We start from the raw sequence: 20,957 nt of genomic DNA on the forward strand, positions 1-20,957 counted from the left end.
GGTCGGATGAGCACAGCACTGATCACCGGCGGGTCCGCGGGCCTGGGCCGCGAGTTCGCGCGGCAGCTCGCCGCCGACCAGCACGACCTGGTGCTGGTGGCGCGCGACGAGGACCGGCTGAACGAGGTCGCCGAGGAGCTCCGCTCCGCCACCGGTGTGGCGGTCGAGGTGCTCCCGGCGGACCTCTCGGTGCCCGACGACGTCGCGCGGGTCGCGCGGCGCCTCGCGATCGTCGGCGGCCGGCCCGGGGAGGGCGACCTGCGGCCCGTCGGACTGCTCGTCAACAACGCCGGCTTCGCCACCTCCGCGAGCTTCACGAAGGGCCGGGTCACCACCGAGCGGCGGGGGATCGACGTCATGGTGAAGGCGGTGGTGGAGCTGACGCACGCCGCCGTCGGGCAGATGCTCGAACGCGACCGCGGCGCGATCCTCAACGTCGGCTCGGTCGCGGCCCTCACCGCCGGCGGCACGTACGCCGCCGCGAAGGCGTACGTCCGGACGTTCACCGAGTCGCTCGCGGCCGAGCTCAAGGGCACCGGCGTCACCGCGACCGTGGTGGCCCCCGGGCTCACGCACACGGAGTTCCACGCGCGGGCGGGCATCCCCGACTCGTCGATAGTCCCGGAGTGGGGCTGGCTCGACGCCGAGGACGTGGTCCGGGTGGCGCTCGCCGACGCGCGCCGCGGCGTCGTCCTGTCCACGCCTTCGGTGCGCTACAAGGTGGCCACGGCCCTGCTGCGGGTCGCGCCGCGCTGGGCGGTGCGCGCCGTCGGCCGCTACCGCTGACGAGCCGGGCGGGCTTCGCGGGCCTGGCAGGCCCGGCGGACGGCGGGCCTGCCGGACGTCAGAGCCAGCCGACCCTCTTGAAGATCCAGTAGAAGATCCCGCCCAGGCCGACCATCCCAGCGAGCGCGAGCGGGTACCCCAGGGTCCAGTGCAGCTCAGGCATGTGGTCGAAGTTCATGCCGTAGATGGTGCCGATCAGGGTGGGGGCGAAGAGGATGGCCGCCCAGGCGGAGATCTTCTTGGTGTGCTCGCTCTGCTGGAGGTTCGTCTCCGACATGCGGCGCATCTCCTCGTTCTGCTCCTGCGTCACGAGGGTGGAGTGCACGTTCAGGGCGTTCGTCAGCAGCGACCGGAACGTGTCAGAGGTCTCCGCGTGCTTGATGGCGTGGTCCAGCACGTTGCGCAGGTTGCGCTGCAGCTCGACGTAGCGGTGGTCCTGCGCCGGATCCGAGCCGGACCGCCCTTCGACGTCGTCGTGCAGCGTGTGCAGGATGTCGACCAGCGGGCCCGTGGCCCGCTGCAGCCCGATCGCCTCGCGCGTTGCCTCGTAGATTCGCAGGGACACGTCGGGGTCGCGGGAGAAGAGCTGGTCCTCCACCCGGTCGATGTCGCGGCGGAGCCGCGCGACCACCGGCCGGTAGGTGTCGACCACCCTGTCCAGCAGCGTCGCGAGGATCGCGACGGGCCCGAGGCGCAGCAGGTCCGGGTCCTCCTCCAGCCGGTCGCGCATCGCCTCCAGGTCGGGTGTGACGGACCGCCGGATCGTGACGACGAAGTCAGGGCCCACCCACGCGTGCACCTCACCGAACTCGACCCGGTCGACGTGTCCGTCGCCGTCGTCGTCGACGCTGCGCGCGGGGTGCAGCACCAGGAACAGCACGTCGTCGTAGTGCTCGATCTTGGGGCGCTGGTGCGCGTGGATGGCGTCCTCGACCGCGAGCGGGTGCAGGGAGAACTCCTCGGCGACCGCCTCGATCTCGGCGGACGTGGGCCAGGCCATGTCCACCCAGGCGGTCCCGCCGCGTTCCCTGGTGGTCTCGCAGGTCTCCTCGATGCTGGCCGGGTTGGCCGTGCGCTTGCCGTCCACGTACACCGCGTTGTCCATGATGCTCACAGCACAACCCTCCCAGACGTCGGCGGCAACCCGCGCCGTCGTCCGGCAACCCGGCCGTCGTCCGGAACCGCTGTCGTCCGGAACCGCCGTCGTCCGGAACCGCCTCCTGCCGCTGGCCGAACTGCCGATGCGGCGCGCGTCGTAACCTTGCACCGTGAACGCTGACTTCTCCCCGACCCCGCGCGAGCAGCTCGCCGAGCTCATCAAGGAGCTCGCCGTGGTGCACGGCAAGGTGACCCTGTCCTCCGGCAAGGAGGCCGACTACTACGTCGACCTGCGCCGCATCACGCTGCACCACCGGGCCGCCCCGCTCGTGGGGCACGTGCTCCTGGACCACCTCGAGGAGGTCGGGCTCGGCACGGCCGAGATCGACGCCGTCGGCGGGCTCACCCTCGGCGCCGACCCGATCGCGGACGCGCTGCTGCACGCCGCCGCCTCGCGCGGGCAGGACCTGGACGCGTTCGTGGTGCGCAAGGCGGCGAAGGCGCACGGCATGCAGCGGCAGATCGAGGGGCCGGACATCGCGGGCCGCAAGGTGGTCGTCGTGGAGGACACCACCACCACTGGCGGCTCGCCGATCGCGGCGATCGAGGCCGCCCGAGCCGCCGGCGCGGAGGTGCTGGGAGTGGCGACGATCGTCGACCGGGCCACCGGCGCGGGCGAGAAGATCGAGGCCCTCGGCGTGCCGTACCACTACCTGTTCGGCCTGCAGGATCTCGATCTCGCCTGAATCCGCCCATACCGGCGTCTGGGAGTCTCAATATCGCTCTCACGTGCAGACTTTTCCCTAGCACTACGGTATCTTTAATGTCATGGGCACATTTGTCGCTTTAGTCCTGCTTGTCGTCGGCGTCGTGGTATTTACCGTTGCCGCGGCGCGGGTGATGAAGCGCGGGCGCTCGCAGGACGTCGCCCAGTGGGCTGAGGCGAACGGCTGGGAGTACATCGGCCTGGACCCGGCGCTCGCCCAGCGCTGGAGCGGCAGACCGTTCGGCATCGGCCTGGACCGCGAGGCCCGCGACGTGTTGCGCGGGCGCGTCGACGGCTACGAGGTCGTCTCGTTCACCTACACGTGGCGCGCGGGCTCGCCCGGCGCCGACACTCGCCGTCCCGGTCTGCGTCGCACGGCGCACGTCGTCGCGCTCGATGCGCTGCCGGGCGAGCCCGTCGTCGACCTGTCCCCCGAGGGGCTTCGCGAGAAGTGGCAGAAGCTCTTCGGCGCCCAGGACGTCCAGATCGACAACCCGGCGTTCGACGGGCAGTGGCTGGTGCGTACCTCCGACGAGGTGTTCGCGCGCCGCGCCCTCGACGCGCGCCTCGCGAACATCGTGATGCTGCCCGACTTCCACGGCTCCCGGCTGCGGATCGAGGGCCCGTCGGTGCTGCTGTGGCGCCCGGGCCGCACTGACGTGACGACCCTGACCGAGCGGGCCAAGCGGGTCGCGGACGTCGCGCGGATCGTGCTGCCGCTCGAGAAGGGCCCGCGGTTCGAGACCGGCGGCAAGATCGACGGCTTCGGGATCCCGGGCCTGACCTGACGCTGCCCGGCCGGAGCGCGGCGGTCCGCTGCGACCAAGCCGTTGGGCCAGCCTGATCGCTCGATGCAGGCGGACTTCTCGGACCGCGTAGGGCACTTCCGCGGCCTATAGGCTGACGCCCATGATCGAGCGGACCACCGAAGCCTGGCTCACGGACATGGACGGCGTGCTGGTGCACGAGGGCACCGCCCTCCCCGGCGGCCCCGAGTTCATCAAGGCGCTGCGGGAGAAGGACCTGCCGTTCCTCGTCCTGACGAACAACTCGATCTTCACGCCACGCGACCTGCGCGCCCGCCTGGTGTACAGCGGGATCGACGTACCTGAGCAGAACATCTGGACGTCGGCCCTGGCCACTGCCCAGTTCGTCTCGGACCAGATCCCGAACGGCAGCGCGTACGCGATCGGCGAGGCGGGCCTGACGACGGCGCTGCACCAGGCGGGCTACACGCTCACCGAGTCCGACCCGGACTACGTGGTGCTGGGCGAGACCCGCACCTACTCGTTCGAGGCCATCACCAAGGCCATCCGGCTCATCGTGGACGGCGCCCGGTTCATCTGCACCAACCCGGACGTGACGGGCCCGTCGCAGGAGGGGCTGCTGCCCGCAGCCGGGTCCGTGGCCGCGATGATCACGGCGGCGACCGGCCGGCAGCCCTACTACGTGGGCAAGCCCAACCCGGTGCTGTTCCGGTCGGCGCTCAACCTGATCGGCGCGCACTCGGAGTCCACGACTATGGTGGGCGACCGCATGGACACCGACATCCTGGGCGGCATGGAGGCCGGCCTGGAGACGTTCCTGGTGCTCACGGGGTCGACGTCGGCCGAGGAGGTGGAGAAGTACCCCTTCCGCCCCAGCCAGGTCGTGAGCTCGATAGCGGACATCGTCGACCTGGTCTGACGCAGGCGGGTCACACCCCGCGAACCCAGGAGGAACCATGCCCGTCCAGGTCGCCGTCTGCGGGCCCCGCCACTGCACCGAGCAGGACGCCACCAACGCGTACGACGTCGACCGTCGTCAGCGGCCTGACGGGCCGACCGGGGTCTCCTCGTCGGTGGGCTCGGCCTCGTTCTGTGCCGAGCTCTTCGCCGCCTTCTCGGCGCGCCTCGCCCGCCAGATCTCGACGATCATCGGGATCACGGAGACGAGCACGATGAGGATGAGCAGCGCCTCGATGTTCTCCTTGACGAACGTGAAGTTGCCGAGCACGTAGCCCAGCAGCGTCACGCCGACGGCCCACAGCAGCGCGCCGATCGCGTTGTAGGTGGCGAAGTGCCGGTACGCCATCTTGCCGACGCCGGCCGCGACCGGGGCGTAGGTGCGCACGATCGGCACGAACCGCGCGACGATGATGGTGCGGCCGCCGTACTTGTCGAAGTAGGCGTTGGTCTGGTCGATGTAGGACCGCTTGAAGAGCTTCGAGTCCGGCTTGTCGAAGATCTTGGGGCCGGCCTTGCGGCCGATGAGGTAACCCGTCTGGTCACCGAGGAACGCGGCGGCGAACAGCATCAGGCACAGCACCACGATGTTGATCTGCAGCGTGCCCTGGGCCACGAGCGCACCCGCCGTGAACAGCAGCGAGTCGCCGGGCAGGATCGGGAACAGCAGGCCCGTCTCGACGAAGATGACGAGCGCGATTCCCACCAGCGCCGCATCGCCGAACCGCTCGATGAGGTAGTTCGGGTCCATCCAGTCGATGCCCAGCAGCTGCGGCATCGGGGCGGCGTGTACGGGGGCGGCGGCCAGCCCGGACAAGACCTCCGGGAGTGCGGTCGTCAACATGGCGCGAGCCTACCGGGGGCACAATGACGGGCATGACCAGCGCGTCCGCTTCCCCGGGAACCGTCACAGCACTCGCACACGGGTCCGACAGGGTGCACCTTGTCTGAACATCCGGCCGCGCCCGAGTCCCCGCTCGAGTCCCCGCTCGAGACCGCGCCCGAGTCCGCGCCCGAGACCGAGGTCGGCGTCGGCCCCTGGCCGGGCCCCCTGCCCGACGACCCCCGCTACGACCCCGAGCTCCTGGCCGACGGCGATCGCCGGAACGTGGCTGACCAGTACCGATACTGGTCCGTGGAGGCGATAGTCGCCGACCTGGACACGCGGCGGCACCCGTTCCACGTGGCGATCGAGAACTGGGCGCACGACCTCAACATCGGTTCGGTGGTCCGCACCGCCAACGCGTTCAACGCGGCGGGCGTACACATCGTGGGCCGACGCCGGTGGAACCGCCGCGGCGCGATGGTCACCGACCGGTACCTGCACGTGACGCACCACGCGGACGCCGACGCGCTGGCCGAGTGGGCGGCGTCGGCCGGGTCGGGGGCCGACGAACGCCTGCCGATCGTCGGCATCGACAACGTGCCCGGCTCCGTGCCGATCGAGGGCCACCCGCTCCCGCGCGAGTGCGTGCTGCTGTTCGGCCAGGAGTCGACCGGCCTGACGGCGGAGGCCCAGGCGGCGTGCGACGTCGTCCTGCACATCACGCAGTACGGCTCGACCCGTTCGATCAATGCGGGTGCCGCGGCCGCCATCGCGATGCACGCCTGGGTGACGCAGCACGTGCCGTAGGCCGTCGAACAGGACGGGAGCGAAAGTCGTGGCGGTCGCGACTCCACATCTGGCCGGCGGGCGGCGTCTTAAGAGGGCAAGCACGTTCCGCTCACCTGGAGGTCCCCGTGACCAGCTCCGCCCGCACCCTCCGCTCCAAGACCATCCGCCTCACCGCGATCGGCGTCGCGGCCACGACCCTGTGCGTCGGCGGCGCCGGCCTGGCCGCCGCGGCCAACCCGAGCTCGAGCTTCGGCCAGGCGGTCGGCACCGCGGCACACGCCGCCGGCGTCGACTGGTCCGACATGCCCGAGGGCTACACCCAGGCGCAGTACGAGGCGTTCTGGGGCGCCGGGTACAGCCCCGAGGACCAGGCGGAGCTGGAGGAGCTCTGGTCGCTCGAGCCCACCGAGGCCAAGTCCCGCGCCGGCCAGATGATCCTCGACGGCGAGCAGCTCCCGTTCGCGCCCGGCACCCACACCACGCCGGAGCTGCCGGCGGACGAGCAGGCGGCGATCGCCGCCTTCTTCGACGCCGGGTACACGGCCGACGACGTCGAGGCCCTGAACGACCTGTGGGACACCGAGCACGTCGAGACCAAGGCGCGTGCCGGCCAGATGATCCTCGACGGCGAGGAGCTGCCCATCGGCCCCGCCGGCGCAGCCACCTCGGCCGCCAGCTGATCCTGTGCGCCTGGCACCGCTGACGACTCGCCAGGAGGCGACCATCAACACCCTCACGCTGCGCATCGGCTTCGAGATCGAGCTGCTCGCGCCAGCCGGCTCCGACCGGCAGGTGCTGGCGGACGCTCTTGCCGCCCGCCGCGCCGGCCGGGTGCTCCGGTCGTTCCACACCGACAGCGAGCCGTCAGCGGTGCCAGGCGTCGGGGTGTTCCGGCACCTGTCCCCCGCGTTCGACGTGGTCGACGGCGCCGGTGCCCCGGTGGTGCGGCTCGTGGACGACATCACCATCGTGTCCGACCTGGCCGGCACGACCACCCGGCCCGGGCACCGGGGGTGGTACCGGGTGCTGTGCGACGAGCCTCGCCTGCTACGTCTGATCGAGGGGCACATCAACCCGGGCGCGGCCCTGCCCGACGTCCTGGCCCCCGTGGCCGAGCTGTTCGGCACCCGGGTCGAGCTGAGGGGCGGCGCGGCGCGGGTGAACGACGCCGCGGGTGCCACTGTCGCCGTCGTCATGCCGCTGCCCGCCGGGCGCGAGCGGCCCTGCGAGGTGATCACCCCGCCGATCGCCGCGGACCACTGCCGGGTGCTCGACGAGCTGCTCACCCCCGCGCGGGACCTCGGGTTCACCGTGCCCGCCGAGGCCGCGGTCCACCTGCACCTGGACGGCGCGCCCTTCCGGCGGTCTGCGGCGTTCGCCAACCTGGTCCGGCTGTTCGGACACTGGCGGGAACCGCTGTGGGAGGCGCTGGGCACGAACGACGCGTGCCGGCGCCTGGCGCCGCTGCCCGCCGAGCTGCTCCAGCTCGTGGAACGAGATGACCTGTCGTGGCCCGAGCTGGGCGAGGCCGCACGCGGGATCGGCCTGACGAAGTACGCCGACGTGAACCTCACCCAGCTCGTCGCTCCGCGTCCGGCCCGCGACACCGTCGAGGTGCGGATCCTGCCCGGCGCGCTGGACGCCTCGGACGTCGTCCGCGGGGCCGCGCTCGTCGAGCGCCTCGTGCGGCGCTGCCTCGACGACACCCCGATACCGCGGCCCGACGGCGGCGCGGCGCACGACCCAGCAGGGGCACTCCTGGCCCTGGCGACGGCAGGTGCCGGCCGATGACGACCTGGCTGAAGGCCACCGGCCCGGACAGCACGCCCACGCGGTGGGTGGTGGAGGCACCGGCGCCCGCTCCTGACGCCCCTGACGCCGACGACGTCGACCCGGCCCGAACGCTCGACGACCTGGTGCGCACGCACCTGCCCGGGCTGATCCGGTACGCGACCGTGCTCGTCGGGGACCAGCACACCGCCGCCGACCTGGTTCAGGAGGTGCTGCTGCGTGCTCACCAGCGGTGGCACCGGATCACTCTGACCGAGCGTCCCGACCTGTACCTGCGGCGCATGGTCACCAACGAGCACCTGTCGTGGCGCCGCCGCTGGCACGTGCGCATGGTCCGGCCCACCGCCGACGACGCACTCGTCGGCCACGCAGGCACCGCGGGCGACCACGCGGAGGACCTCGCCCAGGAGGACGCCATGTGGCATCGCCTCGCACAGCTTCCGGCCCGCCAGCGTACGGTGCTCGTCCTGCGGTACTACGAGGGGCTGGCCGACGCCGAGATCGCGACCGTGCTCGGCACCTCGCCGGCCACCGTCCGCTCCCACGCCTCGCGCGCCCTGACCACCCTCCGGGACACCGACACGACCTTCACGGAGACGCCATGACCCAGGACCGTCCCACCGGCACGCCGGTGCCAGAGCCCCGGCCGGGGGGCAACGCCCGCCAGGACGACCTCGCCGAGCGCGTCACAGCGGCCCTGCGCTCGCGCGAGCCCGACGCCGCCGGCACCGCGGCCACCGCGCGGCGGATCGCTGCCCGTCTCGAAGCGGCCGACGGCCGGAGCGAAGTCGTGACACCGTTCGCCCGGCGCGCGGGCACGATCGCGGTCACCGGCGTGGTCGTGTCGGCCCTGGGCGTGGTCGGTGCGGGTGCCGCAGCCGCGGCCAATCCCTACACGGAGTTCGCGGCAGCGGTCGACGGCGTCGCGCACGCCGTCGGCGTCGACTGGTCCTCGATGCCCGACGGCTACACACGCGAGCAGTACGACGCGTTCTGGGGCGCCGAGTACACGGCGGCGGACCTGGAGGAGCTCCGCGACCTGTGGAACGTCGACTCGCTGGAGGCCAAGGCGCGCGCCGGTCAGATGATCCTCGACGGCGAGACCCCCCCGGTGGCACCGGACCCGACCAAGGAGGTGCCCTTCCTCGATCCGGCGGATCAGGAGGTCTTCCGGGAGGCCGGGTACACGATCGAGGACGCCCAGCAGCTCGCCGAGCTGTGGCAGATCGACATCTACGAGGCGAAGGCGCGCGCCGCGGACATGCTGCTCGACGGCGAGACGCCCCCGGTGCCCTGACCCCGCGGCGCGGCGGTAAACCGTTGCTTCCGGTTGGCGGCTCGGACAGGATCAACGGGTGAGTCCCCGATCCCTGACGCGAGACCGGAACTTCGTCGTCTTCTGGGGCACCCAGACGTTCTCGGTGCTGGGGGACTCGTTCTCGATGATCGCGTTCCCGCTGCTGATGCTGGAGGCGACCGGGTCGCTGGTGCAGATGGGCCTGCTGACGAGCGTCATGGCGGCGGGGTCGCTCTCGATGGGGCTGATCGGCGGGGCGATCGTCGACCGGTTCGACCGGCGTCGGCTCCTGATCGCCTGCGACGTGGCGCGCCTGCTCCTCTTCGCGGCTGTCCCCGTCTGCTGGGCGATCGACCCGCAGGTGTGGTTGCTCTTTGTCGTCGCGGGCGTGGCGTCGGTGTTCGGGCAGCTCTTCCAGATCACCTACATCACGGCCGTGCCGAACATCGTCGGCAGGGAGCGGGTGGCCGAGGCAAACAGCAAGCTCCAGGCGACGGCCTCGCTGGCCAGCATCGGCGGGCCCGCGCTCGCCGGGCTGGTCGCGGCGGCGTTCGGGGTCACCGCGGCGATCGCCATCGACGCGGCGACCTTCGGCATCTCGGCGCTCGGGCTGCTCGCCGTCCGCCTGTCGCGAGTGGCTCCCGCCGCGCCGCCGGACCGGGCGGGCCTCGGGCGTGACCTCCGGACGGGCTTTGTCACGGGCGCCCGGTTCCTGTGGGGACACCCGGTGCTCCGGGTGCTCACCATCTTCCTGACGATCACCACCTTCGTCACGTACGGCATGACCGACGTGATCATCTACCAGGTGCGCAACGGGCTGGGGCAGAGCGAGAACGTCGTCGGGCTCGTGATGGCGGCGGCCGGCGTGGGCACGTGCGTGTCGGCGGTGATGTCCGCCTGGCTGCGCAGGAAGCTCGGGTTCGGCGCATGCTGGCTCGGGGCCATGACCCTGTGCGGGGTGGCCGCCGCGGTCCTGGCCCTGAACCGCGACGTCGTCGTGATGGGCGCCGCCGTCTTCGTGTTCTGGTTCGGGCTGATGCTGGCGGCGGTCTGCTCCATGTCGCTGCGTCAGCTGGTCACGCCCGATGCCCTGCTCGGCCGCGTCACCGCTGCGTTCTGGACCATCCACTACAGCCTGGCGCCCCTCGGCGCCGCCGCGCTCACCGCGTCGGCCGACCGCCTCGGGGCGTCCGGGCCGCTGCTCGCCGTCGCGGTCATCTACGTGACGGTGGTCGGCGTCGCCGCCTTCACCCCGATCCGCAGCCGGAACCCGGAGGACGGGGCGGTCGGCTGACCGCCCGGCCTGTCGGGGCGGCCCAAGCGTCCGGGGCCGTCCGGGATCATCGAACGCCATCCGAGGCGGTCCCGGGTGGTACGGGGCCGCGCGGCGCCGTCGGAAAGACGAAAACCACAGTGTTTCAGCCGTTCGATTGGCGAACGGCCGCACACAGCCGCCTGTGGATCGTGGCAAGATCGAAGGTGCATACCCGGGCGGCCTTGGGAACTCTTGCGACCGCCCACCTCACCAGTCGTTTGGAGTTTTGCAGATGCCCATCGCAACCCCTGAGGTCTACGCCGAGATGATCGACCGGGCGAAGGCCGGCAAGTTCGCCTACCCCGCGGTCAACATCACCTCGTCGCAGACCGTCACTGCCGCACTTCAGGGCTTTGCCGAGGCGGAGTCGGACGGCATCATCCAGGTTTCCGTGGGTGGCGCCGAGTACGCGTCGGGCTCGACGGTGAAGGACCGCGTCTCGGGCTCCCTCGCGCTGGCGGCCTACGCCACCGAGGTAGCCAAGGGCTACGGCGTCAACATCGCCATCCACACGGACCACTGCACGGCCGACAAGCTCGACTCCTGGGTCAAGCCCCTGCTGGCCATCGAGGCGGAGCAGGTCAAGAACGGCGGCCTGCCGACGTTCCAGTCGCACATGTTCGACGGCTCCACCGTGCCGATCGAGGAGAACCTCGTGATCGCCGCCGAGCTGCTCGAGCTGTCGCAGGCCGCGCGCACGATCCTCGAGATCGAGATCGGCGTCGTGGGTGGCGAGGAGGACGGCCACACCGCCGAGATCAACGACAAGCTGTACACGACGCCCGAGGACGGCCTGGCCACCATCAAGGCGCTCGGTTCCGGCGAGAAGGGCCGCTACCTGACGGCCCTCACCTTCGGCAACGTGCACGGCGTGTACAAGCCGGGTGCGGTGAAGCTCCGCCCGGAGATCCTGCTCGACATCCAGAAGGCGGTCGGCGCGGAGATCGGCAAGGAGATGCCGTTCGACCTCGTGTTCCACGGCGGCTCGGGCTCGACGGCGGAGGAGATCTCCGCGGCGGTCGACAACGGCGTCATCAAGATGAACATCGACACCGACACCCAGTACGCGTTCTCGCGTCCGGTGGCCGACCACTTCTTCAAGAACTACGACGGCGTCCTGAAGGTGGACGGCGAGGTCGGCAACAAGAAGGCCTACGACCCGCGCGCCTGGGGCAAGACGGCGGAGAAGGGCATGGCCGCGCGCATCGTCGAGGCCTGCCAGCAGCTCCGCTCGGCCGGCCACAAGATGTGAGCAGACTGCTCGGGTAATCGGAAAAAGGTCAGGTGATCGGTAGTTGGAGCTACCGATCACCTGACCTTTTACCGTCGACTTGCTTCAGGAAGCGGACGGGCCGCCCACACCAGCGGGGGTCGGGGCGCCGCCGGACGGCGGGCCGTCGTCGTCCAGCTCGAAGCCCGGGTCCTCGTCCACGATGTCGAGGAGATCGCCGATCCGGGTGACCTCAAGCAGGAAACGCACGGTCGGCGGTGCGCGCAGCACGCGCACGCGGTGCGGGCTGCGGCTCGCGAGACGCGCGAGGAACGCGACGCCGGACGAGTCCATGAAGGTCACGTGGTGCGCGTCGATCTCGACCGGGAGGCGGGACTCCTCGGCCGCGGCCGTCGCCTCGTGCAGGTCACCGCCGATGTCGGCGTCGATCTCTCCGGAGAGCACGATCCTGGCGCGCGAGCGGCCCACGATGACGTGGATACTCGCAGGATCGCCGATCTCGGTGTTCTGATGGCCGGGGTCCTGGGGGCTCCCGCCCTGCGGACCGCGCGGCGGGTCGTAAGTTCCGTCCTGCACGGTTCTCCTTCCGGGAGCATTGGTCGTAGCGTTGTAACGGTCCGATGATAGAGGTTGAGGTTCAGATCTCGGACCGTCCCAATCTACGGTTGAATGTCCTGCTGGAACAGCACCTCGAGCAATAGAGACCGTAGGGAGGGCATTATGACCGATTCATCCGGTCTGACACCGTCCTCTCCTCCGCCGCGGCGCCCCGGCCTTCCAGTTTTCGGCATTGCTCCGGCCCAGGACGGGATATCGAACGGCGCAACGAGCGCCCAGCCGAACGGGACGTCCAACGGGGCGTCGAACGGAAACGGTCTCGACGCCGGTCGGCACACGCCACCCGCCGCGAGCGTGCCCCCGAGCATCCCGCCGAGCACGCCTTCGGGCGGCACCTACCGGGTGCCGGGCACCGAGCCGCGCCCGCACTCGCCCGGGTCGGGGATCCCGCGCACCCTTCCGCCGTCGATCGGCGACGTGGTGCTGCGCGCCGCGGTGACCGTTGGCCTCCCCGTGTTCCTGACCGGTCCCACCGAGGACGGCATGCCCATGCTGTGGGCCAACCAGGCGTTCGAGAACTACGCGGGCGTGCGGTTCAGCGACTTCGCCGGGTACACGGTGCGCAGGCTCGGCGAGATGCTCGTGGAGCCGCAGGACCTGGAGCGCATGACCGAGCTGGTGAACGCGGGCCAGGAGGTGCACGCGACCGTGCGGTCCCACCTGCGCGGTGGGAAGAACGGCTGGGCCCAGCTCACGCTCACCCCGGCCCGTGCGGGCCACAACGACCGCATCACGCACTGGGTCGGGTTCAGCGTGGACGTCTCCGAGCACGTCGACCGGCACAATGCCCAGGTGGCGAGCCTGGAGATCGAGCGGCAGCAGCGTGAGGACCTCGACCTCATCGCGCAGACCACCGAGATCCTGACGGATCTCGAGTACCCGTACGCCCTGCGCGACATCGCGGAGCTGCTCCAGTCCATGGTGCGCTGGGCCGGCTTCTACGTGAACGACGACGGCCTCAAGCACGCCGCAGGCATCGACGTCGCGGCGCCGCCGAGCGGCCGCGGACGCCGTCATGCGCGGTACATCGAGGGCGACAACATCGCGGACAAGACCCAGCGCCGTCGGCCGCAGACCGATGCCCTCGGCGACTCCGTGACGACGGGCACAGGCCCCATGCCGATCCTCGAGGTGGTGGACTCGGTGCAGGACGTGCTCGACGGCGTGCTCGACGGCCCCGTCACGCTGCACCTCGACATCCCGCACGCGCCGCACTCGGCGTCGGGCTGGCTGCAGCGCGACCTGGCGCTGCGCCTCGCGGACGAGCTGGGCAAGGCGCCCGACTCGGTGGTCGTGCACCCGGTCGCCGGGCGGCGGGACGTGCTCGGCCTCGTGGTGATCGTCCCGGACGAGGACGTGGCCGGTGACTACGTCGAGGCCGAGGAGCCCGACACGCTGCGCACGGTGGTCGAGGTGGTGGCCCGCCGCGCGGGCAGCGCCATCGACAACGCGCGCATGTACGCACGCGAGCACCGCCTCGCCGAGACCCTGCAGCGCGCCATGCTCCCCGAGCAGGCCGACGTCGCGGGCCTCGACGTGTGGACCTACTACGCCCCGAACGCCGAGCACGCCCAGGTGGGCGGCGACTGGTACGACGTGCTGCAGATCTCGCCGGAGCTCGTGGGCCTGGTGATCGGCGACGTCGTGGGGCACGACGTCGAGGCCGCCGCGACCATGGGCCAGCTGCGTTCCGTTGTGCGCTCGTACGCGTTCGAGCTGTCGACGCCGAGCCGCGTGCTCGAACGCGTGGACCAGCTCGTCGCGGGCATGGGCATCCCGCGCTCGGCGAGCATGGTGTATGCCTCCCTGAAGCGCGAGGAGGAGCCGGACGTCTGGACCATCGGCTACTCGCGCGCGGGCCACCTGCCGCCCCTCCTGCTGCGCTCCGGCGAGGTGATCAAGCTGGACGACGGCGGCGGCGCACTCGTCGGCTTCGGCTCACGGGAACGGACAACGGGCGAGGCCCGCCTCCAGCCCGGCGACACGCTCCTGTTCTACACGGACGGCCTCATCGAGCGGCGCGACCGGTCCCTGCGGCTGGGTCTTGAGGCGCTGCTGGAGACGGCGTCGGCCATCACGGCGCGCGACGCCGCGGGCGTGGGCGAGGAGCTGCTCTCCCGCCTGGCCGACGCGCCCGAGGACGACGTCGCGATAGTCGTGGTGCGGATCCCCGACCCGACCGGCGACGCCGGGGAGACCGCCCTGTCGCCGCGCTGGCGGCGCTGGATGCTGCCGAGCGAGCCGTCCTCGATCGGCCGGGCCCGGCACGCGGTGCTGCGCACCTGCCAGGCGTGGGGCATCGAGGAGTCGGCGCAGGCCGAGCTGGTGGTCTCCGAGCTGGTGGCGAACGGCGTGCTGCACGGCTGGGGGCACATCGCGCTGCGCCTGTACGACACGGGCGACGGGCTGCGCATCGAGGTCGAGGACAACAACCCCGCGCCGCCGGTCGCTACCGACGGGCACCCGAACCGCCTGGGCGGGTTCGGCATGCAGATCGTGGACCGGCTGGCCGAGTGGGGCTGGCGCCCGTCGGGCTCGGGAAAGCTGGTCTGGGCGAAGCTGCGCCGCCAGCCCACCCCGCCGAAGTAGTCGTCGTGGGCGCGATCGTCGCGCGCAGGACGGGCAGATGTTCGCAACGGTCGCGCCCGCAACGAAGTATTTTCGTGCGTGGGGCCGGAATGGATAACGTTTTACGCGGTGGACACGTCGCGGTGCGATAACGGCGAGGTGTCGTCGTCACGGGACGTCATCACCGCGAAACCCGAGTCGGGAGCCGCCGGCTCGCACGAGTGCTCGTCGTCCACCCGGAAGAGCTCCATCGCGCCGCACACCTCGAGCACGAACAGGTCGCGCTCGTCGGCCCCGCGGATGACTGTGGCCCCGCCGCGCTTGCGGCCCGCGTCGGCCAGCGAGATGAGGAACGCGGCCCCGGTGGAATCCATGAAGGTGACCCGGCACATGTCGATGACGAGCAGCTGTCGGCGCAGGCCGACCACGCGCGCTGCGATCTCCGGGAACTGGTCTCGTTCGGCGAGGTCGAGGTCGCCGGCGATCACGAGCGTCGTCGTCGTGGGAGACGTCGCGATCTCGATCATGTGTCGAGCGTAACGACAGTTGCTCGATCGCACCGGATGAAAGGCAAAATTCACCGTTGGGCAGGCCGGGTCGGCAATCCCGCGTGATCCCCTTTGCCCCCCGGTGTCCCGGAAGTGTGAGAATTCGAGCATGAGCACCCACGAGAATCTGCTGCAGGGTCCGGCCCCGACGCTGCTGCCGGACGACTTCCCGGCCGCCCGCGAGCGCCTGACCAGCGGCGACGACCCGGTCGAGGTTGCGGCGTCGGCGCCGGCGTCGTCCCTCGTGTGGGCTGTTCTCGCGGAGGGTGCGCTCGCGGCGGGCGGCGGTGCGGGGAACGTCGAGGCCTACGCCTACGCGCGTACCGGCTACCACCGCGGGCTGGATGTGCTGCGTCGGGCGGGCTGGCGGGGGCAGGGCCCGATCCCGGTGAGCCACGAGCCCAACCAGGGCTTTCTCCGGGCGCTCCTCGCGCTCTCCCGGGCGGCGCACCTCATCGGCGAGGAGGACGAGGCCGAGCGCTGCGCGAAGTTCCTCGTCGACTCGGGCACGTCTGTGGACGAGGTTCGCGCCCTGGTGCCCACCACGAAGTAGACTCGGGCGCGGCCTGCGGGCGCCATGGGGCGCACTCCGCGGAGCAAATCAAGTTATTCGAGAAGGTGGAGATCCATGCCAGGCGTCGTGCTCGTCGGGGCCCAGTGGGGCGATGAGGGCAAGGGAAAGGCGACGGACCTCCTGGGCTCCCGCGTCGATTACGTGGTCAAGTTCAACGGTGGGAACAACGCGGGGCACACGGTCGTCATCGATGACGAGAAGTACGCGCTGCACCTGCTGCCGTCGGGCATCCTGTCGCCCGGCGTGGTGCCGGTCATCGCCAACGGCGTGGTGGTCGACATCGAGGTCCTGTTCGAGGAGCTCGACGCGCTGATCGCGCGGGGCGTGGACGTGTCCCGCCTGCTCGTCTCGGGCAGCGCGCACATCATCGCGCCGTACCACCGCACCATCGACAAGGTGACGGAGCGGTTCCTCGGCAAGCGTCGGATCGGCACCACGGGCCGGGGGATCGGGCCGGCGTACGCCGACAAGATCAACCGGGTCGGCATCCGCATGTGGGACCTGTTCGACGAGAAGATCCTGCGCGCCAAGATCGAGGGCGCCCTGGACCAGAAGAACCACCTGCTCGTGAAGATCTACAACCGCCGCGCCATCACGGTGGACGAGACGCTCGACGAGCTGCTCCAGTACGCAGACCGGCTCCGGCCCATGGTCACGGACACCGCCGTCGAGCTGAACAAGGCGCTCGACGCGGGCAAGAACGTCCTGTTCGAGGCAGGTCAGGCGACGATGCTCGACATCGACCACGGCACCTACCCGTTCGTGACGTCGTCCAGCGCGACGGCGGGCGGCGCGGTGACCGGGTCCGGCGTCGGGCCCACCCGGATCGACTCCGTGATCGGCGTCATCAAGGCGTACACGACGCGTGTGGGCGAGGGGCCGTTCCCCACGGAGCTGTTCGACGACAAGGGCGAGTTCCTCCGCAAGACGGGCGGCGAGTACGGCGTCACCACGGGCCGCGCGCGCCGCACCGGGTGGTACGACGCCGTCATCGCGCGCTACGCGACGCGGATCAACGGGCTCACCGACATCGTGCTCACCAAGCTCGACGTGCTCACCGGCATGGAGAAGGTCCCGGTCTGCGTGGCGTACGACGTCGACGGCGTCCGCTACGACGAGATGCCCACCGACCAGACGGCGTTCCACCACGCGAAGCCGATCTACGAGGAGCTCGACGGGTGGTGGGAGGACATCTCCAAGGCCCGCGCGTTCGAGGACCTGCCGCCGGCCGCCCAGGCCTACGTGCGGGCGCTCGAAGAGATGTCGGGCACCCGGATCTCCGCGATCGGCGTGGGCCCCAAGCGCGACGAGATCATCCCCGTCCACGACCTCATCCACAGCCGCTGAGTCCATATCCACCAAGAGAGCCCTCCGCCACAGTGAAGATCCTCGTCATCGGGACCGGTGCCCGCGAGCACGCCATCGTCCACTCGCTCGACCGGGAGACCGCGACCGACGTCGCCGTCCACGAGCTGCACGCCGCGCCCGGCAACCCGGGCATCGCCGCGGCGGCCGCGCTGCACGAGGTCGACCCCCTCGACGGGGCGTCCGTGGCGGCGCTGGCCGAGCGGCTCGGCGTCGAGCTGGTCGTCGTCGGCCCGGAGGCGCCGCTGGTCGCGGGCGTCGCGGACGCCGTGCGGGCAGCGGGCATCCCGGTGTTCGGGCCGTCCGGCGAGGCGGCCCGGCTCGAGGGCTCCAAGTCGTTCGCCAAGGAGGTCATGGCAGCCGCGGGCGTGCCGACCGCGATGGCGCACGTGTGCACCGACGCCACCGAGCTCGCCGCCGCGCTGGACGCGTTCGGCGCCCCGTACGTGGTCAAGGACGACGGCCTCGCGGCCGGCAAGGGCGTGGTCGTCACCGACGACCGCGCGGCCGCGCTCGCGCACGGCGAGGCGTGCCTGGCCAACGAGAACGGCCGGGTGGTGGTCGAGGAATACCTCGACGGCCCCGAGGTCTCCCTCTTCTGCGTGTGCGACGGCGTGACGGTGGTCCCCCTGGTCCCCGCGCAGGACTTCAAGCGCATCGGGGACGACGACGAGGGCCCCAACACGGGCGGCATGGGCGCCTACACCCCGCTGGGCTGGGCGCCGCCGGGCCTCGTCGACGAGGTGGTGACCCGGATCGCCCAGCCGACCGTCGACGAGATGGCCCGCCGCGGCACGCCGTTCTCCGGGGTCCTGTACGTCGGGATCGCGCTGACCAGCCGGGGCACCCGCGTTGTGGAGTTCAACGCGCGCTTCGGCGACCCGGAGGTGCAGTCCGTGCTGGCCCGGCTCGCGACGCCGCTGTCCGCGATCCTGCTCGCGGCGGCGCGCGGCAGGCTCGCCGAGCTGGAGCCGCTGCGCTGGCGCCCCGAGGCGTCGGTGACGGTGGTCGTCGCGTCCGAGGGCTACCCGGCGTCGGCCCGGTCGGGCGACCCGATCACGGGCATCGAGGACGCGGAGGCGCTCCCCGGCGTGCACGTGCTGCACGCGGGCACCGGCCTCTCCGAGACCGGCGAGCTGGTCAGCGCGGGCGGCCGCGTGCTGTCCGTCGTGGCGCTGGGCACCGACCTGGCGGACGCCCGCCGTCGGGCCTACGAGGGCGTCGCGAGGATCGACCTCAAGGGCTCGCACCACCGCACGGACATCGCGCTGAAGGCGGAGCGCGGCGAGGTCACCGTCCCGTAGGACGGCGGCCCGCGGACGGCCCGGAGAAACAGGTAACCCGCGGGGTGCGTTGCGCTGCGTAGACAAGTACTACGCAGCGCAACACGCTCCGCCCGCGCTATCCCTCCACGTCATCAGCGCGCCACGCCCCGCCGTTCCCGCGCCGGCATGCCAGTGACGTCCATGAGCACGCCGATCATGCGCGCGCGGATGCCTGCGTCGTCGGTCACGGTGGTGGCGCGGCAGCGCACCCACATCTCGCGGCCGTCCGCCGCGAGCAGTCGGTGCTCCAGGTCGAGCGGGTCCGCGTCGCCCGCGAGCTGCCGGGCTATCGCTATCTGCACGGTCCGCACGTCCTCGGGGTGCACGCGCCCGGTCCACTCCTCGATGCCGGTGCACGGGGCGTCGTCGGGCAGGCCGACCAGCGCACGCCAGGTGCGCGAGTAGAAGACCTGCCCGGTCGCGATGTCCCAGTCCCAGGTGCCCTCCAGGGCAACGTCCTGGACCAGCGCGTTGCGCTCGACCTCGGTGCGCAGGTCGAGCACGAGCGCCCGCTCCCGGTCCGCGGCCTCCGCGAGCGCGGCCTGCTGTCGCTGCAGCGAGGTGAGGCGGTCCTCCCGGTCGAGCGCGACGGCGACCATGGCCGCCCAGTGGTCGTACTTGTCGCGGGAGCTCGTGGCGTGCGTGTCCACGCCGCCGCCGATCGCGAGCATGCCCCAGTCGCTCTGCCCGAACGTCACCGGCACCACGAACACGACACCCTCGCCGGCCAGCGCGCGCGGCGGGAACTTCCCTACCGGCATGTGCGTGCCCACCAGGGCCGTCGCCTGCCGGGACGCCGCAGTGGTGCCAACGATCTCCAGCGTCCGTGCCCCGTCCATCGGGGCGGCCGCCGGATTCGTGCCCGGCCCGTGCGTCCCTTCGGTGTCGGTCCACAGGGCGAGCGTGGCCGGGCCGCGGTGCCCGCGCGGGAGCCACGTCAGCGTGCGGATCGCGCGGCCGTCCGCGTGCAGCAGGTCGAGGTCGAGCTCGTACTGGTCGGTGATCGTGCGTTCCAGCCGCCCGGACCGGGCCAGCAGGGTCTGGGTGCACCCGGCACTGAGGGCGACGAGCACGTCGGTCGCCGTCCGGGTGACGGCGCGGGCGCGGGCCGCCCGGCTCGGGGGACGGGACGCCTTCTGCTCACGCTTGACCTGTCCCCGGAACTCCTCCTCGACTGACCGCAGCGCCGGGATGAGCTGTTCGAGCGCCTCGGGGTGCGGCCGCAGCGCGCGCGTGCTCTCCGCGAGGCTCGTGAGCGTCGCCTGGGTGGGCGGTTGGCCCAGCACCGCCGCGCTCCGGAAGACGCGCTGCACGCCCCGCATCCAGGACTCGAGGTCGGCGCCCGGCCCGAGGCGCGCCTCCGCGCCGTCGAACGTCGCGCGCGCCACCTCGCCGAGCCGCCGCCACGCCGTCGACCCCTCCTGCGCGGGCAGTCCCTCGAGGAGGGTGTCGGCCCGCGCGTCGAGACAGCCGCACGACTCGCGGGTCACCAGCGTCGAGCGGGACAGGTGCTGGCCCGCCACCTGTTCGCCGCGGATCCGGGCGAGCAGCAGCGACACGGCGAGCTCCCCGACCTGGTCGTGGTGCGGGTCCACCGACGCGAGCCGGGGTCGCACGCGGGAACCCGCCTCGGAGTGGTCGAACCCGACGATCGCCTGATCGCCCGGCAGGGCCAGCCCGTGGGCCTGCAGCACGCGGGAGAACCCGATCGCGTTGCGGTCGGTAGCTGCGACGGTCGCCGTCGTCGAGAGCCCAGGGCCGCCCAGGAGGGCCTGCGCGACGGTCGCCGCGCTCGCCTCCTGGTTGTCGGCAGTGCGGTAGAGCCACTCGGGCCGGGGCGTGATGCCGTGCGCGACGAGCGTCGCGAGGTAGGCCTCGTGGCGTTCGACGATGTCGGCCTGCCGCAGGCTGCCCAGGAACCCGATCTCCCGGTGCCCGTGCGCGATGAGGTGCTCCACCGCCGCGCGGGTGCCGCCCTCGTTGTCGGGGGTCACCACCGGGGCGTCGATGCTGGTCGCGCGCTGGCTGACCAGCACGACCGGCGTGCCGTCGTCCTCGATCCGGAGCAGTGTCGCCTCGTTCACGGCCGAGGTGATGACGATGACGCCGTCGAGCTGGCCGAGGCTCACGGCCGCGGTGCCCGGCGGACGGTCCGGGAACTGTTCACGCTCCAGGTCCGCCGGGTAGGTCTGCACCGCGACGACGCGGTGCCCGTCCGGGCGGACGGTACGCGCGATGCCGGCGAGCACGCGTCCGAAGTAGTAGCCACCGACCACCGGGGACAGCACCCCGATGACATACCTGCGCTTTCCAATAAGCATGCAAATACACCCGTC

Annotated in this window: 20 protein-coding genes; 15 read left to right on the forward strand and 5 right to left on the reverse strand. The window is 71.6% G+C overall.

Annotated features, from left to right (window positions below):
• Positions 1 to 6: 6 nt before the first annotated feature.
• Complete coding sequence (locus C8K30_RS23205; protein WP_108495278.1) at positions 7 to 786, forward strand: SDR family oxidoreductase; 780 nt, start codon at positions 7 to 9, stop codon at positions 784 to 786.
• 58 nt (positions 787 to 844) lie between these two features.
• On the opposite strand, the gene C8K30_RS23210 is transcribed toward C8K30_RS23205, so the two are convergent.
• Positions 845 to 1,900, reverse strand: coding sequence for a magnesium and cobalt transport protein CorA (locus C8K30_RS23210; RefSeq protein ID WP_108495279.1), 1,056 nt, complete (start codon positions 1,898 to 1,900; stop codon positions 845 to 847).
• Positions 1,901 to 2,054: 154 nt separating this feature from the next.
• Between C8K30_RS23210 and pyrE the strand changes: the two genes are divergently transcribed.
• The 3 genes from pyrE to C8K30_RS23225 all read left to right on the forward strand — a co-directional run bounded on the left by pyrE (position 2,055) and on the right by C8K30_RS23225 (position 4,336).
• Complete coding sequence (gene pyrE, locus C8K30_RS23215; RefSeq protein ID WP_108495280.1) at positions 2,055 to 2,630, forward strand: orotate phosphoribosyltransferase; 576 nt, start codon at positions 2,055 to 2,057, stop codon at positions 2,628 to 2,630.
• An 82-nt stretch (positions 2,631 to 2,712) separates the two neighbouring features.
• Positions 2,713 to 3,438, forward strand: a complete 726-nt coding sequence (locus tag C8K30_RS23220) for a hypothetical protein (protein WP_132232931.1) — start codon at positions 2,713 to 2,715, stop codon at positions 3,436 to 3,438.
• 121 nt (positions 3,439 to 3,559) lie between these two features.
• Positions 3,560 to 4,336, forward strand: a complete 777-nt coding sequence (locus C8K30_RS23225) for an HAD-IIA family hydrolase (protein WP_108495282.1) — start codon at positions 3,560 to 3,562, stop codon at positions 4,334 to 4,336.
• A gap of 117 nt (positions 4,337 to 4,453) precedes the next feature.
• Here C8K30_RS23225 and C8K30_RS23230 read toward each other — a convergent pair whose 3' ends face one another.
• The gene (locus tag C8K30_RS23230; protein ID WP_108495283.1) at positions 4,454 to 5,218 is read right to left on the reverse strand and encodes a VTT domain-containing protein; all 765 of its coding nucleotides are present in this window, start codon (positions 5,216 to 5,218) and stop codon (positions 4,454 to 4,456) included.
• 99 nt (positions 5,219 to 5,317) lie between these two features.
• Between C8K30_RS23230 and C8K30_RS23235 the strand changes: the two genes are divergently transcribed.
• The 7 genes from C8K30_RS23235 to fbaA all read left to right on the forward strand — a co-directional run bounded on the left by C8K30_RS23235 (position 5,318) and on the right by fbaA (position 11,644).
• Positions 5,318 to 6,007: an RNA methyltransferase gene (locus tag C8K30_RS23235; protein ID WP_108495284.1), complete on the forward strand. Its 690-nt coding sequence runs from the start codon at positions 5,318 to 5,320 to the stop codon at positions 6,005 to 6,007.
• A gap of 107 nt (positions 6,008 to 6,114) precedes the next feature.
• Positions 6,115 to 6,669: a hypothetical protein gene (locus tag C8K30_RS23240; protein ID WP_108495285.1), complete on the forward strand. Its 555-nt coding sequence runs from the start codon at positions 6,115 to 6,117 to the stop codon at positions 6,667 to 6,669.
• 4 nt (positions 6,670 to 6,673) lie between these two features.
• Complete coding sequence (locus C8K30_RS23245; protein ID WP_108495286.1) at positions 6,674 to 7,780, forward strand: amidoligase family protein; 1,107 nt, start codon at positions 6,674 to 6,676, stop codon at positions 7,778 to 7,780.
• Positions 7,777 to 8,385, forward strand: coding sequence for an RNA polymerase sigma factor (locus C8K30_RS23250; RefSeq protein ID WP_108495287.1), 609 nt, complete (start codon positions 7,777 to 7,779; stop codon positions 8,383 to 8,385). Before C8K30_RS23245 ends, C8K30_RS23250 begins: the two co-directional genes overlap by 4 nt.
• Positions 8,382 to 9,077 (forward strand): hypothetical protein, encoded by a 696-nt coding sequence (locus C8K30_RS23255; RefSeq protein ID WP_108495288.1) that lies wholly within the window; start codon positions 8,382 to 8,384, stop codon positions 9,075 to 9,077. Before C8K30_RS23250 ends, C8K30_RS23255 begins: the two co-directional genes overlap by 4 nt.
• A 58-nt stretch (positions 9,078 to 9,135) precedes the next feature.
• The gene (locus tag C8K30_RS23260; RefSeq protein WP_108495289.1) at positions 9,136 to 10,371 is read left to right on the forward strand and encodes an MFS transporter; all 1,236 of its coding nucleotides are present in this window, start codon (positions 9,136 to 9,138) and stop codon (positions 10,369 to 10,371) included.
• A 247-nt stretch (positions 10,372 to 10,618) separates the two neighbouring features.
• Complete coding sequence (gene fbaA / locus C8K30_RS23265) at positions 10,619 to 11,644, forward strand: class II fructose-bisphosphate aldolase (RefSeq protein WP_255415782.1); 1,026 nt, start codon at positions 10,619 to 10,621, stop codon at positions 11,642 to 11,644.
• A gap of 84 nt (positions 11,645 to 11,728) precedes the next feature.
• On the opposite strand, the gene C8K30_RS23270 is transcribed toward fbaA, so the two are convergent.
• The gene (locus tag C8K30_RS23270) at positions 11,729 to 12,121 is read right to left on the reverse strand and encodes an STAS domain-containing protein (RefSeq protein WP_233257415.1); all 393 of its coding nucleotides are present in this window, start codon (positions 12,119 to 12,121) and stop codon (positions 11,729 to 11,731) included.
• A 414-nt stretch (positions 12,122 to 12,535) separates the two neighbouring features.
• Here C8K30_RS23270 and C8K30_RS23275 point away from each other — a divergent pair, with 414 nt between their 5' ends.
• Positions 12,536 to 14,830: a SpoIIE family protein phosphatase gene (locus C8K30_RS23275; protein WP_108495291.1), complete on the forward strand. Its 2,295-nt coding sequence runs from the start codon at positions 12,536 to 12,538 to the stop codon at positions 14,828 to 14,830.
• A 101-nt stretch (positions 14,831 to 14,931) separates the two neighbouring features.
• Here C8K30_RS23275 and C8K30_RS23280 read toward each other — a convergent pair whose 3' ends face one another.
• A complete protein-coding gene (locus tag C8K30_RS23280; RefSeq protein WP_108495292.1) occupies positions 14,932 to 15,336 on the reverse strand; it encodes an STAS domain-containing protein in 405 nt (134 codons plus the stop codon).
• Positions 15,337 to 15,466: 130 nt separating this feature from the next.
• Here C8K30_RS23280 and C8K30_RS23285 point away from each other — a divergent pair, with 130 nt between their 5' ends.
• The 3 genes from C8K30_RS23285 (at position 15,467) to purD (ending at position 18,600) form a co-directional block, all read left to right on the forward strand.
• Entirely contained in the window at positions 15,467 to 15,910 is a 444-nt protein-coding gene (locus C8K30_RS23285) for a DUF3151 domain-containing protein (RefSeq protein WP_108495293.1), read from the forward strand.
• Between the two features lie 75 nt (positions 15,911 to 15,985).
• On the forward strand, positions 15,986 to 17,278 hold the full coding sequence (locus tag C8K30_RS23290; protein WP_108495294.1) for an adenylosuccinate synthase: 1,293 nt from the start codon (positions 15,986 to 15,988) through the stop codon (positions 17,276 to 17,278).
• A gap of 32 nt (positions 17,279 to 17,310) precedes the next feature.
• The gene (gene purD, locus C8K30_RS23295) at positions 17,311 to 18,600 is read left to right on the forward strand and encodes a phosphoribosylamine--glycine ligase (protein WP_108495295.1); all 1,290 of its coding nucleotides are present in this window, start codon (positions 17,311 to 17,313) and stop codon (positions 18,598 to 18,600) included.
• 113 nt (positions 18,601 to 18,713) lie between these two features.
• On the opposite strand, the gene C8K30_RS23300 is transcribed toward purD, so the two are convergent.
• Entirely contained in the window at positions 18,714 to 20,942 is a 2,229-nt protein-coding gene (locus tag C8K30_RS23300) for a substrate-binding domain-containing protein (RefSeq protein WP_108495296.1), read from the reverse strand.
• Positions 20,943 to 20,957 lie beyond the last annotated feature (15 nt).

The organism is Promicromonospora sp. AC04 (assembly GCF_003058225.1).
Taxonomy (GTDB): Bacteria; Actinomycetota; Actinomycetes; order Actinomycetales; family Cellulomonadaceae; genus Promicromonospora.